The organism is Kitasatospora cinereorecta, assembly GCF_024172095.1.
GTDB lineage: Bacteria > Actinomycetota > Actinomycetes > Streptomycetales > Streptomycetaceae > Kitasatospora > Kitasatospora cinereorecta.
On the sequence record NZ_JAMZDX010000005.1, the window covers coordinates 280,432 to 294,884 of the forward strand.

The window sequence follows — 14,453 nt, forward strand, 5'->3', positions numbered from 1 at the left end:
GGGGAGACTGGTCGGATGGACCGTCATCTGATCTCGCGCATCGCTCACCGCGACCACCCGATCGCCGCGCCGCTGTCCGACGAGTCGGTGCGCCGGCTGCTGGACCGCGCGCTGCGCGGCGGTACGGCCGAACGGGTGCTGGACCTCGGCTGCGGCGAGGGCGCCTGGCTGCTGCGGGCGCTCGCCGCGCACCCGCAGCTGCGGGCGGTGGGCGTCGACCTGGACGCGCACGCGCTGAACCTGGCCCGGCAGGGCGCGGAGCGGCTCGGGGTGGCCCGCCGGATCGGGCTGCACCACGTGGACGCCAAGGAGTTCGCGGCGAAGGAGGAGTTCGACGCGGTGCTGTGCGTCGGCGCGACGCACGCCTTCGGCGGGCTGCTGCCCACCCTCGCGGCGGTCCGTCCGCATCTGGCGCCCGGCGGGCTGGCCCTGGTCGGCGAGGGGTACTGGCAGGCCGAACCGGACCGGGCGGCGCTGGACATCTTCGGCGACGGCCTGGCCGACCTGCACGCCACCGTCGACCACGCGCTCGCCGACGGGTGGACGCCGGTCTACGGGCACACCTCCACCCAGGAGGAGCTGGACGACTACGAGTGGAGCTGGACCGGGTCGCTCGCCGACTGGGCGCTCGACCACGCAGCCGAACCGTCCGGCGGGGAGGCGCTGCGGATCGCCGCCGAACACCGCGCCGAGTGGCTGGGCGGGTACCGACCGTTCTTCGGCTTCGTGACCCTGGTGCTCCGCCGCACAGCATGAACCGCGCCCCGGGTACTGCGCCGCACGACGTGAACCGCACCACGGGAGACCGGTCTCAGCGGCCGATCAGGCGCAGCGCGGCGGGCTTGGCGAACTCGTAGCGGGCCATCTGCTCCAGGTCACGCAGCCAGCGGCGGGTGCCGGGCGGGGTGCGGAGCTGTTCGAGGTAGATGGTCTCGAAGGCGGTGGCCACGCTCTCCAGGGAGAACCGGCCGACCACCCACTCCCGGCCCCAGCCGCCGAGCCGGGCCCGGCGCTGCGGGTCGTCGAGCAGGGCGCGGATCTGCCGGGCGAGCGGGCGCGGGTCGCGGCTGCCGTCGCCGAAGCCGTACATGCAGCGGGAGGCGTGCGGTTCGACCAGTGGTCCGGGCTCGTGTATCGCGGTGTAGCCGTCGGCGCCGTGGACGATCACCGGTTTGCCGAAGGCCAGGCCGCGCAGGGCGGAGCCGCCCATCCCGAGCACCAGGTCGGCGGCCTGGTAGGCGGGCCTGGGGTCGGCCAACTGGCCCGGGACCAGGACGGCTTCGCGGCCGAGCTCGCGGTTGGCGGCGGCCGCGAGGCTGCGCAGCCGGGGCCGGCTGGGGCCGTCGCCGACCACGGCGAGCCGGATCCGCGGGTCGGCGAGCTGCCGGACCGCCTCCACGGTCAGCTCGGCACCGGCGTCCTTCTCCAGGTCGGGCACCAGCCGGGTGACGATGCACAGCAGCAACTCACCCTCGCCGACGCCGAGTTCCTTGCGGAAGGCGCAGCCGTCGACCACGTCGGGGGCGTCGGTGCCGGTGTTGACCGGCGGCTCGATCAGCCGGACGTCCCGGTGGCCGAAGGCGCGGCCCTCGCCCATCAGCGCGCCCAGGCCGAGCACCAGCGGCTGGTGCCGGGGCAGTCCGCGCAGCATCCGGATGCCGTAGAAGGTGGTCACCACGGGGATCCGGCCGAGTCGGCCGGGGCCGAAGTAGGCGTTGCGTGCGGCCCTGACCTCCCAGGCGTGCAGCACCTCGCTGCCGTGGGCGGCGGCGAGCCGCTCCAGTCGGCGGCGGACCTCGCGGCGCGGGGTGTCGGGGCCGCCGGCGACGGTGATGTCCAGGCCGTGGCCGGCCGCCACGTCGACCAGCGGGGCGGGGCCGGCCACCCCCTGGGCGAAGAGCACCGGGTCGTGGCCGCGGTCCCGCAGGGTGCGGGCGATGTCCACGGCGTTGAGCTGTGCGCCGCCGAGAGCGAGGTTGTTCAGGTGCACCAGCACGCGCACGGATCTCACCGGGTCACTCCTCCCACTGGTGCGGGACGAACACCGGCGCGGCCAGCACCACGGCGCGCGGCGGGGTGTCCAGCACGGGGCCGAACACGTCGAACTGCCCGACCGAGTGCCAGCTCATCAGGGTGCCGCCGTCGGTCCGGCCGATCGAGTAGACACCCGCCCACAGCGTGTACCGGCCTCGCGGCAGCGGCAACCGCGGTATGACGCACGCCAGTTGGTGGTCGCCGCCGCCGAGCCGGATCTCGTGGGACAGCTGGAAGATCGGGCTGGAGGTGCCCTCGCTGACCCCCAGGTGCAGGGTCGCGTCGCCGCGGTAGTCGCCGCCGACGGTCAGCTCGACCGTCATCGGCTCGTCGGTGGTCAGGTTCTCCCGGCCCTCGCCGCGGATCTCGTACTTCAGCAGTTCCAGCGGCTCACCGGCCCGCGCCCCGGCCTCCGACTGGGCCTCGATGGAGTCCCGGTAGCCGGCCAGCGCGTCCCTGATCCCCGCGTCCACCCGGACGGTGCCCTGCTCCAGCCAGATCCCGCGCCGGCAGATCGACTGCACGGCGGGCAGGTCGTGGGAGACGAAGACGATCGTGGTGCCCTGCTCGGCGACCTCACGCATCCGGTCCAGGCAGCGCTGCTGGAACACCGCGTCGCCGACCGCCAACACCTCGTCCACCAGCAGGACATGGGGTTCCAGATAGGCGGCGACCGCGAAGCCCAGCCGCATCTGCATGCCGGAGGAGTAGAACTTCACCTGCCGGTCGATCGCCCCGCCGAGCCGGGCGAACTCCACGATGTCGTCGAACCGGGCCGCCACCTCCCGCCGCTTGAGGCCGAGCAGCGCGCCGAACAGGTAGATGTTCTCCCGCCCGGTCAGGTCCGGGTGGATACCGGCCCGGATCTCGATCAGCGCGCCGATCCGGCCCCGTACGTCGATCACGCCCGCGTACGGGTACATCACCCGGGTCAGCATCTTCAACAGGGTCGACTTGCCCGACCCGTTGGAGCCGATCAGGCCGACCGCCTCGCCCGGCTCGATGTGCAGGTTGACGTCGCGCAGCGCCCAGCGCCAGTCCTCGCCGCGACCGCCGCGCAGCCGCCGCACCGCCTGCTCGACCTTGTCGCGCAGCAGCATCCGCTGCTGGTCGGCCTTGAACCGCTTCCAGACCTGCTCGGTACGGATGGTGCCCAGCGGATACTCACGCGACATCGGCGATCCCCGTCTCCAGCTTCTTGAACAACAGGTACCCGCCGACCAGGAACACCACCGAGCTCACCGCGGCGATCGACGTCAGCGCGGCGTCCGGCGCCTCGCCGAACAGCAGCGCCTTGCGGTAGCCCTCGATCACCGCACCGAGCGGGTTGAGGCCGACGTAGACCTCCTGCATTCGCTGCGGGATCTTCGCCAGCGGGTACGCGACCGGGGTCGCGAACACGCCCATCTGGGTGATGATCGGGAGCAGGTGCCGGACGTCGCGCAGGTACACCACCGCCACCGACAGGACCAGCGCCACCCCGTACGTGAACGCGAACTGGATCGCCAGCAGCGGCAGCGCCCACAGGAAGGTCGCCGCCGGTGCCGTCCAGAACACCAGGAACATCAGGCCGAGAACGCCGATGCCGATCACCATGTCCACCGTCGCCACCAGCATGGTGGCCAGCGGGAACACCTCGCGCGGGCAGTACACCTTGTTCAGCAGGCTCAGGTTGTTGGCCAGGCTCAGCGCGCCCTGGTTCATCGTGTTGCTGAAGAACTGCCAGACGATCAGGCCCACATACGCGAACAGCGTGTACGGCGCGTTGCCGGTGTCGATCTTCACCGCGCGGTGGAACACCAGGGTGAAGATCGCGCACAGGGCCAGCGGCGTCAGCACCGCCCACGCGAATCCCAGCACCGCCTGCTTGTACCGGGCCCGCAGGTCACGCTCGGCCAGCGCGCGGACCAACTCCCGTGCACCCCACAGCTCGTGGGCCACCTGCACCGGGCGCAGCCGTCGTCTGAACACCAGGTCCGGCGGTGGACCGTCCGGGACCGGGCGATCCGCCCCCACCCGGCTCTCGCGCTCCTCGACGACCCCTGCGCGTTGTCCCCCCACGGACTCCCGCCCTCTCCGGTGCTGTCGGCCGACGCCTCACGGCAGCCGGACCGTTGCCGACGGAGCCGCCGCCGCAACGGCCGGCGCGGCCCCGGCGACCACAATGGCACAGAGTGTGTGCGCGGGGGGCTGGTTCGGTGAAGATACTCCTGGTCAGACGGGTCGGTTCGAGCCGCCCGCGGCTCAGCCCTCCTCGACCGCCCGGTCGAGTACGGACGGCATGGCGTCCACACCGCCGGCCCGGCTCGGCATGGTCCGGAAGCCCTCGTCCAGCACCACCGTCGGCAGCTCGGTGATCCGGTAGCGGGTGAACAGGTCCGCCGCCCCGGCGGTCGCCCGCTGGACCTCCTGGGAGCGGTACGCCGTCCGGAACCGCACCTCGTCCACCCCCTGCCGGACGGCCCACGCGGCGGCCCGGTCCTCGGTCGTCAGATCCGCCCGCTGCTCGTGCACCGCCCGGAACACCGCCTGCTGCAGGCGGTCCACCTCGCCGAGCCGCTCCAGCGTGTAGTACAGCCGCGCGTGCGCGCGTTGCACCTGCTCGTCACCGCTGCCCGGCCACACTGCCGGGATCCGGCGCAGCGTCACATCCGCGCTGTGGCGCAGGGCCCAGCGTTCCAGCGGCTGCTCCAACTGGGCCGAGTGCGTGCAGTCGTACCAGAAGAACTCCACCGCCCGGTGCGACGCCGTCCGCAACGGCATCGGGTGGTCCGGGCCGAGGGAGGAGGTGCCCTCGTGCGGTTCCGCCGGCGCGGCCACCGCGCCGGTCGGGCTGCCGAGCAGGCCGGCGAAGGCGGCCAACAGGACGGTGGAACGGAGCAACGGGTTCACCCGGGGAAGGGTGGCAGCCGAGCCGGTGGAACGGCCAGCCAGGGCGGCAAAGTTCACCGGAACAGCCGTATGAGGTAAGGCGAACCCAGGGGCGCGGGGAACTGCGCGAGGCGGAAGGGCACACGCCGCAGCCTCCCGCTTCGCGCAGTTCCTCGCGCCCCTGGGTTCACGTCAGCGACCGGTGGCGATCTCCGCAAGGAGGTCCTGCCAGCGGTCGGTGACGGTGGGGAGGTCGAAGTGGGTGAGGGCGTGGGTGCGGGCGGCGGTGGCGAGGGGGGTGGGGTCGGTGGTGAGGAGGTGGTCGAGGGCAGCGGCGAGGCGGTCGGGGTCGCCGGGTGGGACGAGGGTGCCGGTGAGGCCGTCGCGGACGACGTCGGAGACCCAGCCGACGTCGGTGGCGACGGTGGGCAGGGCGGCGAGGGCGGCTTCGATCAGGACGCCGGGTACGCCTTCGCTGTCGCTGGTCAGCAGGAGCGCGTCGGCCGCCCGGTAGAGCGGTGCGGGGTCGGCGAGCCGGCCGAGGAAGTGGGCACGGCCGGTGGTGTCGGCGGCTTCCAGGGTGCTTCGCAGCGGACCCTCGCCGGCGAGCGCGAGGCGGACGGCGGGGAGCCGGTCGAGGACGGCGAGCGCCAGGTCGGGCCGCTTCTCGGGTGCGAGGGCGCCGACCCAGGCGACCATGGGTCCGTCGGCGGGCAGGCCGAGTTCGGCGCGGGCGCGGAGCCGGTCGGCGGCGGAGGCGGCGGGCGGGTAGTCGGCGGCGGAGCGGGCGTTGGGGATGGTGCGGACGCGGGCGGCCGGCAGCCGGAAGCGTTCCAGCAGCACGGCGCGGGCGCCGTCGGAGATGGCGGAGACGGCGGCGGCGCGGTGCAGGAAGGCGCCGACGCGCAGGCGCCGGGAGGTGCTCGCGGTCCAGTGCCGGGGGTCGCCGATGTTGACGTAGACGAAGGGGGTGCGGCTGCCGAGCAGGGCGAGGGCGCAGGCCTGGAGGGTGGAGGAGCCGTGGGCGACGACGACGTCCGCACCGGCGGCGCGGGTGCGCAGGGCGCGCAGGGTGGCGGGGTGGTGCCGGGAGGGGCCGAGGACGGGTGCGTCGGTGGTGTCCGGGGCGGCGTCGGGGTGCGGGTGGAGGGCGCGCAGTTCGGAGGGGTGGCCGCGGCGCAGGAGTTCGGCGTGCAGGTCGCGGGCGAGGTTCTGGGCGCCGCGCGGACGCGGATCGGTGATCACGTGCAGTACGCGGGGCGTCGGGGCGTCGGGCATGCGGCCGACAGTAGCGGCCGGTCCGCGGCGCAGTGCGGGTCTCGTCGTTTTCGTGGCGCGGAAGGCAGTTGGGCTGGGATGCTGATCCGCAGTCGGGGTGTGGGGGGTGGCGGCGGTGCATGTGCTGTACGTGATCGACAGCGTCAGCCGGGTCGGCGGGGCGGAGCAGGGGCTGGTGGCGATGGCGCCTCAGCTGGTGCGGGCCGGGGTGCGGTTGGACGTGGCGTACCTGAAGGAGTCGCCGGGGGGCTTCCAGCCGGAGTTGGCGGCGGCGGGTGCGCACGTGGAGGGGGTGCACCGGGCGGGCCGGGCGGCGACGGTGGCCGGGTTGCGCGGGCTGATCCGGCGCCGGCGGCCGGAGTTGGTGCACACGACGTTGTACGAGTCGGACGTGCTGGGGCGGGCGGCGGCACTGTCGGCGGGGACGCCGGTGGTGTCGAGCCTGGTCAACTCCTCGTACGGGCCGGAGCATCTGCACGCGCGGGGGCTGAACCCGTGGAAGGTGCGGGCGGCGCAGGCGGTGGACGCGGCGACGGCGCAGGGTACCCGGCGGTTCCATGCGCTGACGCACCATGTGGCGGGGGCGATGGCCCGGCGGCTGCGGGTGTCGCGGAGCCTGATCGACGTGGTGCCGCGGGGCCGCGATCCCGAGGTGCTCGGGTCGGTGACGGCGGAGCGGCGGGCGGCGGTGCGGGCGGCACTGGAGCTGGACGAGGGGACGCCGGTGGTACTGGCGGCGGCCCGGCAGCAGTACCAGAAGGGTCTGGACGTGCTGCTGGAGGCGTGGCCGGCGGTGCGGGCGTACGCGCCGGAGGCGGTGCTGCTGCTGGCGGGCAGCCGGGGGGCGGAGACGGCCCGGCTGGAGGCGCTGGCGGAGGCGGCGGGCAACGTGCGCTTCCTGGGGCCGCGCGGGGACGTGTTCGACCTGATGGCGGCGGCGGACGCGTTCGCGGTGCCGTCGCGCTGGGAGGGGTTGGGCAGCGCGGCGATGGAGGCGATGGGCGTGGGCGTGCCGCTGGTCTGCGCGGACGTGCCGGCGCTGCGGGAGACGGTCGGCTCCGAGGACTACGCGCTGCTGGTGGAGCCGCAGCGGCCGGGGGCGCTGGCCGCGGCCCTGGTGTCGGCGCTGGACGACCCGGGCGCGGCGGCGGTGCGGGTGAAGGCGGCCCGGGCCCGGTTCCTGACCAGCTTCACGCTGTCCGGGGTGTCGGCGCAGATGGTGGGCTTCTACGAACGGGCACTGCGCAGATCCGGCGGCTGAGCGATCGGCCGCCGGCTGACGCCGCGTCCGGTCCGACACCGTTCGACCCATCCTGGTCTCAGTATCGCCAAAGCGCTTGCGCCGCAGGTCGAAGGCGACAAGCATCCCTGTCGGGGGCGGGCACCCGGCAGCACCGGACGAGCCGCAGCACATTCGCGCGTCTCTGCGCGCGCATCGCACCAGTAAGGCGAGGGGATCCAACCGGTGGAACCGGCAAACCTTTTCACGGTCCTGAGGCGCTACTGGCGGCTGCTCGCCGGGTGCACGGTGGCCGCATTGCTGGTGGGCTTCCTGCTCACTCCGGCCGGCGACGCCGTGGACACCGCCAAGTGGCAGTGCAAGGTGGCGATAACGCCGGTGGCGGGCGCGGCCGACACGGTCCGGGCCGACCAGGTGCTGTCGTACGCGCAGGGCTCGGCGGTCTCCACCGCCGCCGCCCAGAAGCTCGGCGCCACCGACGTGGCCGCGCTGGCGGCCCGCCGCACCGTGACCGCGGCCTCCACCCAGATGCTGCTGTTCACCACCACCGGTCCCAACCAGCAGGGTGCGGCGGACCTGGCGGCGGCGCTCGCCGAGGCGACCATCAACGGGTACGCCCAGGAGTCGAAGAAGAGCGCCGACGAGTCGATCAAGCGCCTGCAGGCCGAGGCCAAGGACCAGCAGGACCAGCTGGACCAGCTCCAGAAGGACGCGAGCAAGGCGAGCGCGGCCGACCAGGCCAAGCTGGCACCGCAGTTGAGCGCGGCGACAGCCTCGCTGACCAAGACCCTCGGCGCGATCAGCGACCTGCGCAGCCACAGCCAGACCGACGCCATCCAGCAGTGGGGCTCGATCGACTGCAAGGAGGCGAGCGGCAACCCGCTGACCGCGCCCAGCCGCGGCCTGCGGCTCTCCCTCGCGGTGGTGCTGGGCCTGGGCCTGGGTGTGGTGGCCGCGCTGATGCTCAGCCGGATGGACACCCGGCTGCGCGGCCGCAACGGCGCCGAGGAGGCGTTCAACCTGCCGGTGATCGGCGAGATCCCGCTGGTGGCACGGAGGTTGCGCCGGCTGCGGGAGCCGCTGGTGGTGGCCCGGCCGTCCGACCCGGCGGCCGAGGCGTACCGCTCGCTGCGCTCGACCCTGCTGCTGACCGGGCCGGACGCGCTGGCCGCCCAGGTGGGCGAGGGGACGCTGGACCCGGCCGAGCGGGTCTCCCGGCGGCTGGCCCACCCGGCGCCGGTGATCCTGGTGATGTCCGGGCGCAGCGGCGACGGCCGTACCACCACGGTGGCCAACCTGGCGGCCGCGCTGGCCGAGACCGGGCGCCAAGTTCTCGTGCTGGACTGCGACTTCCGCCATCCGCAGGCGCATGTGCACCTGGGGGCGGCCGAGGGGCCGGGCATGGCGGAGCTGCTCAGCGGTGAGCAGCTGGCCGACCCGGGCGACCTGATCAGCCGGACCAACGTGGACGGGGTCGCGCTGATCCCGGGCGGCAACACCTCCACGGCCTACCCGGCGGCGCTGGTGCTGCGGGCGGGCGAGGTGCTGCGCCGGGTGCAGCGGCACGCGGACGTGGTGCTGGTGGACAGCTCCCCGCTGCTGCACGCCAACGACGCCTACGACCTGGTGCGGCACGCGGACGCCGTGCTGGTCACGGTGATGGCGGGCAATGTGAAGCCCGAGGAGGCGGACCGGGTGGCCGAGCTGCTGGCCCGGACCGGTGTGCCGGTCGCGGGCGTGGCCCTGCTCGGCACCGACCGGCCGGTGGGCCTGCGGCGCAAGCGCGGCAAGGCGAGGACGCTCGCCGCTCCGGCGCCCCGCGTCCCGGGTACGGCGGCGCCGGGGGCGCCCCGCCCGGCGCCGGGGGCCGAGGAGCGCAGGTCCACGCCGAGCTGGGCCCGGCGCCCGGCCCCGGACGCGCCGCCGGAGACTCCCGCGGAGACCACCCTGCGGCTGCGCCAGGGCGAGGACCTGTGACCGGCCCCGAGGGCGGCGCCGCGGGGAGCGCGGACGGCGCCCCGCGGGCCCGGGTGCTGTGGCTGGCCAAGGGCCTGGGCCGGGGCGGCGCCGAGCAGTTGCTGGTCAACTGCGCACGCCACGCCGACACCGGCCGGTACGAGATCGAGGTGGCCTACGTGCTGCCGTGGAAGGACGCGCTGGTGCCCGCGCTGGAGGCGGCCGGCGTCCGGACCCACTGCCTGGGCGGGGCGCCCGGTGCGCTGTGGCCGTGGCGGCTGCGCGCCCTGCTGGCCGAGCGGCGCTACGACCTGGTCCACTCGCACATGCCGGTCCCGGCGGTGGCCGCCCGGCTGCTCGCGCTGGGCCGTCGCTCGCCGCGGGTGGTGCACACCGAGCACAACGTGTGGGAACGCTACCGGCCGGCCACCCGGTGGGCCAACGCGCTGACGTACCGGCGCAACGACGCGGTGATCGCGGTCTCGCACGCGGTGGCGGACTCGATCAAGCAGCGCAGGCCGGCCATGGCGCGGCCCTCGGCCGCCGGCCCGGCGAGGCTGACCGTGGTGCACCACGGCCCGGACCTGGGCGGCGCGCCGCAGGGGCCGGCGGCGCGGGCCGCGGCCCGGACCGAACTCGGCCTGCCACCGGACGCGTTGGTGATCGGCACGGTCGGCAACCTGACCGCGAAGAAGGACCAGGCGACCCTGCTGGCCGCCTTCGAACAGCTGCGCAGCGCGCATCCCCGGGCCGTGCTGGTGCTGATCGGCGCCGGCCCGCTGGAGCAGCAACTTCGGTCCCTGGCAGGCGAGTCGGTGGTGTTCGCCGGCTCCCGGCCGGATGTGCCCGCACTGCTGCCGGGCCTGGACGTGTTCACCCTCAGCTCCCGGCAGGAGGGCCTGCCGGTCGCGCTGATGGAGGCGATGACCAGCGGCCTGCCGTCGGTGGTCACCCGGGTCGGCGGAATGCCGGAGGTGCTGGACGACGGCGAGCAGGGCTTCCTGGTGCCGCCCGGCGACCCCGCCGCCCTGGCCGCCGCGTTCGGCCGGCTGGCGGCCGACCGGGGCCTGCGGGAGCGGCTCGGAGCGGCGGCCCGCGAGCGATCGAAGGGCTTCGACGTCGCCGGCGCCCAGCGCTCCGTCGAGCAGGTCTACGCCCGGGTGCTGCTGCAGCGCTGATTCCCCCGAAGGGACCGGAGACGCACGTGAATTCCGACCTGACGTACCGTCAGCTCGCCGAGACGGACACCCCGGCGGTGCTGGAGCTGCTGACCGCCTCGCTGGCCGGTGGCCCGACCGGCACCCGGACCGCCGACTTCTTCGCCTGGAAGCACCACCGCAACCCGTTCGGGGCCAGCCCCGGCCTGCTCGCCGAGACCCCGGAGGGGCGGATCGCGGGCGTCCGGCTCTTCCTGCGCTGGGACTGGCGGGACGGCGAGGGCCGTACGGTGCGCGCCGTCCGCCCGGTGGACACCGCCACCCACCCGGACTTCCAGGGCCGCGGAATCTTCCGCCGGCTCACCCTGGACCTGCTCGAACAGATATCCCCGGACGCCGAGTTGGTGTTCAACACCCCGAACGGCAACAGCCTTCCGGGCTACCTGAAGATGGGCTGGCGGGAGCTCGGCCGGGTGCCGATCGCCCTGCGGGTGGCCCGGCCGGGGGCGTTCGCCCGCGGCGCCCGGGCGGCGCTGGCCCGCCGCGGTGCGGTGCGGACCGCGCCGCGCTGCGAGGTGCCCACCGCCGCCGCGTGGTTCGCCACCACGCCGAAAAGCCTGCCGGAGCTGCTGGCCGAGCGGGCCGCCGCCGACCTGGCCGACCCCCGGCTCGCGGTCCACCGCACGCCGGAGTTCCTGGCCTGGCGCTACGGCGACGCCCCCGGTCTGGACTACCGGGTGCTCACCTGCGAGCGCGGCGGCGAGCTGACCGGGGTCGCCTTCGGGCGCCCGCGGCGCCGCGGGCCGCTGGCCGAGTTCACCCTGGCCGAGGTGATCGTCCGCCCCGGCGACCGGGGCAGCGCCGCCCGGCTGCTGCGGGCCGCCGCCGCAGCCGGCTGCGACCACGCCGCCACCCACCTCGCCCCCGGCACCGAGGCCGCCGCGGCCGCACTGCGCTGCGGCTACCTGACCGCCCCGCGCACCGGCATGACGCTGGCCGCCCGCACCCCGACCGGCCCGCTGCCGGCCGACCGCACCCTCGACGCCTGGCGGTTCAGCCTCGGCGACCTGGAGGTCTTCTGATGCTCCCGCCGGCGCGGCTGGCCCGGCTGCGCTCCCTGGCGCGCCGCGGACAGCCCACCGCGCTGGCCGCCACCCTGGTGGTCGGCTACGTCACGGTCTTCGTCCTGGCCATGGTGCACACCAGCTACGACACCTGGGGCGCGCTGCTGGTGGCGCCCGCCCTGATGGTGATCGGCACCCCGATCCTGGCCCGGGTGGCCGCGGCCAACCCCGAGCGCGGCGTCTTCAAGCTGCTGATGCTGGCGATGGGCCTGAAGCTGCTCTGCGCCTTCCCCCGCTACCTGATGGCCTTCGTGCTGTACGGCGGCGCCGCCGACGCCAAGATGTACCACCAGCGCGGCAGCGAGCTCGCCCAGTACCTGGACACCACCGACCTGTTCGCCGGGATCCACTACGACCTGGGCATGAAGGTCGCCGGCACCGGCTTCGTCATCATCGTCACCGGCGTGGTCTACGCGATCACCGGCCCGACCCTGGTCGGCGGTTTCCTGGTGTTCTCCTGGATGGGCTTCTGGGGGCTGCTGCTGTTCTGGCGGGCGCTGCAGATCGCCTTCCCGGAGGCCGACTCCCGCCGCTACGCCAAGCTGGTGTTCTTCCTGCCCTCGCTGCTGTTCTGGCCGTCCAGCATCGGCAAGGACGCCTGGATGATGCTCTGCCTGGGCCTGACCACCTACGGCGTGGCCCGGCTGCTGGACCGCCGCTTCGGCGCCTTCGTCTGCATCGCGCTGGGCTCGCTGGGCACCGCGATGGTCCGCCCGCACGTCACCGTGCTGGCCGGCGCCGGCCTGATGGTGGCGTACGTGCTGCGCAAGCGGCCGCAGCAGGTCAGCGCGCTCGGCCCGCTGCGCACGGTGCTGACCGTCGCGGTGCTGGGCGTGATGGTGATGCTGATGCTGCAGCAGGTGTCGGCGTTCTTCGGCACCCAGGGCACCGACGGCGACGCGGTCAACCACGTGCTGTCGGAGACCTCGCGGCGCACCTCGCAGGGCTCGTCGGTGATCAACCAGCCGACCGCGGAGGACGCCGCCCCGTCGTTCAGCCTCAATCCGGCGCGGCTGCCGGTGGCGGTGGTGAGCGTGCTGTTCCGGCCGTTCCCGTTCGAGGCGTCGAACATCCAGAACCTGATCCAGTCGGTGGAGTGCTTCGCGCTGCTGGTGATGTTCATCCGGGACTGGCCGCGGCTGACCCGGCTGCCGCGGCTGTTCGTCAAACGCTCGTACATCGCCTTCACCTCGGTGTACGTGCTGCTGTTCTGCTGGGCCTTCTCGACCATCAACAACATGGGCATCCTGTCGCGCGAGCGCGTCCAGGTGCTGCCGCTGGTGCTGGTGCTGCTCGCGGTGCCGAAGGCCGAGTCCGCCGGGCGGAGCTTCCAGCGGCGCCGGCCGCCGGTGTGGCGGGTGCAGCCGGGCCAGTGGGGCGAGCGTGCCGAGGCCGCCGCCCGCGACGACTCTCCGGCCCGCGTGGGCGGTCCGGAGCCACCACCTCGACCCAGGGGGGATCGACCCGACCATGACGACCACTGACCTGAACCTGCCCGCCGCCCTCGGCGGCGCCCCCGCCTTCCCCGATGGCCTGCCGCTGACCCGGGTGCAGGTGCCGGACCGGGAGGGCCTGCTCTCCCGGCTCGGCGACGTCCTGGACAGCGGCATGCTCACCAACGGACCGACCGTGCGCGCGCTGGAGGAGCGGGCCGCCGAGCTGCTGGAGGTGGAGCACGTGGTCGCGGTCTCCAACTGCACGGCCGGACTGATGCTGGTGCTGCAGGCCGCCGGGGTGGGCGGGGGCCGCCCCGTGGTGATGCCGGGCTTCACCTTCTCGGCCACCGCGCACGCGGCGCACTGGGCGGGCGGCACCCCGCTGTTCGCCGAGGCCCGGGAGGAGGACATCACCCTGGACCCGGCCGACGCCGAGGCCCGGCTGAAGGCCGCCGACCACCCGGCCGCGCTGATGGCCACCCACGTCTACGGGACCCCGTGCCGGGTCGAGGAGCTGCAGCGGATCGCCGACGCGGCCGGGGTGCCGCTGGTGTACGACGCGGCGCACGGCCTGGGCAGCCGCCGCCGGGGGGTGCCGATCGGCAACTTCGGCCTGGCCGAGGTGTTCTCGATGAGCCCGACCAAGGTCGCGGTGGCCGGCGAGGGCGGCCTGGTGGCGACCCGGGACGCCGCACTGGCGGCCACCCTGCGCACCGCCCGGGACTACGGCAACCCGGGCGACTACGACACGCTCTTCCCCGGCCTGAACGCCCGGATGAGCGAGCTGCACGCGGCGGTCGGCCTGAGCTGGCTGGCCGGGCTGCCCGAGCGGGTGGCGCACCGCGGCGCGCTGGTGGCGGAGTTCGCCGCCGCGGTGGCGGGCCTGCCGGGGCTTCGGCTCGCCCTGCCGGAGGAGGGCGACGTGTCGACCTTCAAGGACCTCACGCTGATCCTGGACGCCGAGGCCTTCGGCCTGTCCGCGGACGCGCTGGCCCGGGCTCTGAAGGCGGAGGGCATCGACACCCGGCGCTACTTCCACCCGCCGGTGCAGCGGCAGAAGTCGTACGCGCACCTGGGCCAGGCCGAGGCGCTGCCGGTCACCGACCGGCTGGCGGCCTCGGTGCTGACCGTGCCGCTCTGGTCGCACATGGACGCGGCGACGGTGCGGCGGGTCGCCGAGGCGGTGGTACGCATCCAGCCGCACGCGGAGCGGCTGGGCTGAGCCGGGGCGGCGCCGTGCGGGGCCCCGGCGGGGTCGCGGGCTCCAGGATTTCGAGCCTCGCACGGCGGTTCGCCGATTGCGCAATTCAGGTGAACTCGGTTGGACCGCAAGCCTGTTGGCCGGGCACGATGGCGG

At 74.4% G+C, this 14,453-nt stretch carries 12 protein-coding genes; 7 read left to right on the plus strand and 5 right to left on the minus strand.

Annotated elements, in window-relative coordinates:
* Positions 1–15 precede the first annotated feature (15 nt).
* On the plus strand, positions 16–756 hold the full coding sequence (locus FHR36_RS26910) for an SAM-dependent methyltransferase (RefSeq protein WP_253801163.1): 741 nt from the start codon (positions 16–18) through the stop codon (positions 754–756).
* Positions 757–811: 55 nt separating this feature from the next.
* On the opposite strand, the gene FHR36_RS26915 is transcribed toward FHR36_RS26910, so the two are convergent.
* From FHR36_RS26915 to FHR36_RS26935, 5 genes are all read right to left on the minus strand, one after another.
* Positions 812–2,011, minus strand: a complete 1,200-nt coding sequence (locus tag FHR36_RS26915; protein WP_253801165.1) for a glycosyltransferase — start codon at positions 2,009–2,011, stop codon at positions 812–814.
* A gap of 4 nt (positions 2,012–2,015) precedes the next feature.
* The gene (locus FHR36_RS26920) at positions 2,016–3,209 is read right to left on the minus strand and encodes an ABC transporter ATP-binding protein (RefSeq protein WP_253801167.1); all 1,194 of its coding nucleotides are present in this window, start codon (positions 3,207–3,209) and stop codon (positions 2,016–2,018) included.
* Positions 3,199–4,005, minus strand: a complete 807-nt coding sequence (locus tag FHR36_RS26925; protein WP_253801169.1) for an ABC transporter permease — start codon at positions 4,003–4,005, stop codon at positions 3,199–3,201. The genes FHR36_RS26920 and FHR36_RS26925 overlap by 11 nt, the downstream gene beginning before the upstream one ends.
* A 273-nt stretch (positions 4,006–4,278) precedes the next feature.
* On the minus strand, positions 4,279–4,926 hold the full coding sequence (locus FHR36_RS26930; RefSeq protein WP_253801171.1) for a thiol:disulfide interchange protein DsbA/DsbL: 648 nt from the start codon (positions 4,924–4,926) through the stop codon (positions 4,279–4,281).
* A gap of 171 nt (positions 4,927–5,097) precedes the next feature.
* Entirely contained in the window at positions 5,098–6,183 is a 1,086-nt protein-coding gene (locus tag FHR36_RS26935; RefSeq protein WP_253801173.1) for a glycosyltransferase, read from the minus strand.
* A 106-nt stretch (positions 6,184–6,289) separates the two neighbouring features.
* Here FHR36_RS26935 and FHR36_RS26940 point away from each other — a divergent pair, with 106 nt between their 5' ends.
* From FHR36_RS26940 to FHR36_RS26965, 6 genes are all read left to right on the plus strand, one after another.
* On the plus strand, positions 6,290–7,444 hold the full coding sequence (locus FHR36_RS26940; RefSeq protein WP_253801175.1) for a glycosyltransferase family 4 protein: 1,155 nt from the start codon (positions 6,290–6,292) through the stop codon (positions 7,442–7,444).
* A 204-nt stretch (positions 7,445–7,648) separates the two neighbouring features.
* Entirely contained in the window at positions 7,649–9,400 is a 1,752-nt protein-coding gene (locus FHR36_RS40050; protein ID WP_253801177.1) for a tyrosine-protein kinase family protein, read from the plus strand.
* Complete coding sequence (locus FHR36_RS26950) at positions 9,397–10,557, plus strand: glycosyltransferase (RefSeq protein WP_253801179.1); 1,161 nt, start codon at positions 9,397–9,399, stop codon at positions 10,555–10,557. The genes FHR36_RS40050 and FHR36_RS26950 overlap by 4 nt, the downstream gene beginning before the upstream one ends.
* A gap of 26 nt (positions 10,558–10,583) precedes the next feature.
* Positions 10,584–11,618: a GNAT family N-acetyltransferase gene (locus FHR36_RS26955; protein ID WP_253801182.1), complete on the plus strand. Its 1,035-nt coding sequence runs from the start codon at positions 10,584–10,586 to the stop codon at positions 11,616–11,618.
* Positions 11,618–13,144, plus strand: a complete 1,527-nt coding sequence (locus FHR36_RS26960; RefSeq protein WP_253801184.1) for a hypothetical protein — start codon at positions 11,618–11,620, stop codon at positions 13,142–13,144. Before FHR36_RS26955 ends, FHR36_RS26960 begins: the two co-directional genes overlap by 1 nt.
* Positions 13,131–14,318: a DegT/DnrJ/EryC1/StrS family aminotransferase gene (locus tag FHR36_RS26965; protein ID WP_253801186.1), complete on the plus strand. Its 1,188-nt coding sequence runs from the start codon at positions 13,131–13,133 to the stop codon at positions 14,316–14,318. The genes FHR36_RS26960 and FHR36_RS26965 overlap by 14 nt, the downstream gene beginning before the upstream one ends.
* Positions 14,319–14,453 lie beyond the last annotated feature (135 nt).

Excerpts from the sequence above, each read along its gene's own strand:
- FHR36_RS26910 (WP_253801163.1), top strand. The coding sequence starts at position 16 with ATGGACCGTCATCTGATCTCGCGCATCGCTCACCGCGACCACCCGATC.
- FHR36_RS26920 (WP_253801167.1), bottom strand. The coding sequence starts at position 3,209 with ATGTCGCGTGAGTATCCGCTGGGCACCATCCGTACCGAGCAGGTCTGG.
- FHR36_RS26935 (WP_253801173.1), bottom strand. The coding sequence starts at position 6,183 with ATGCCCGACGCCCCGACGCCCCGCGTACTGCACGTGATCACCGATCCG.
- FHR36_RS26960 (WP_253801184.1), top strand. The coding sequence starts at position 11,618 with ATGCTCCCGCCGGCGCGGCTGGCCCGGCTGCGCTCCCTGGCGCGCCGC.
- FHR36_RS26965 (WP_253801186.1), top strand. The coding sequence starts at position 13,131 with ATGACGACCACTGACCTGAACCTGCCCGCCGCCCTCGGCGGCGCCCCC.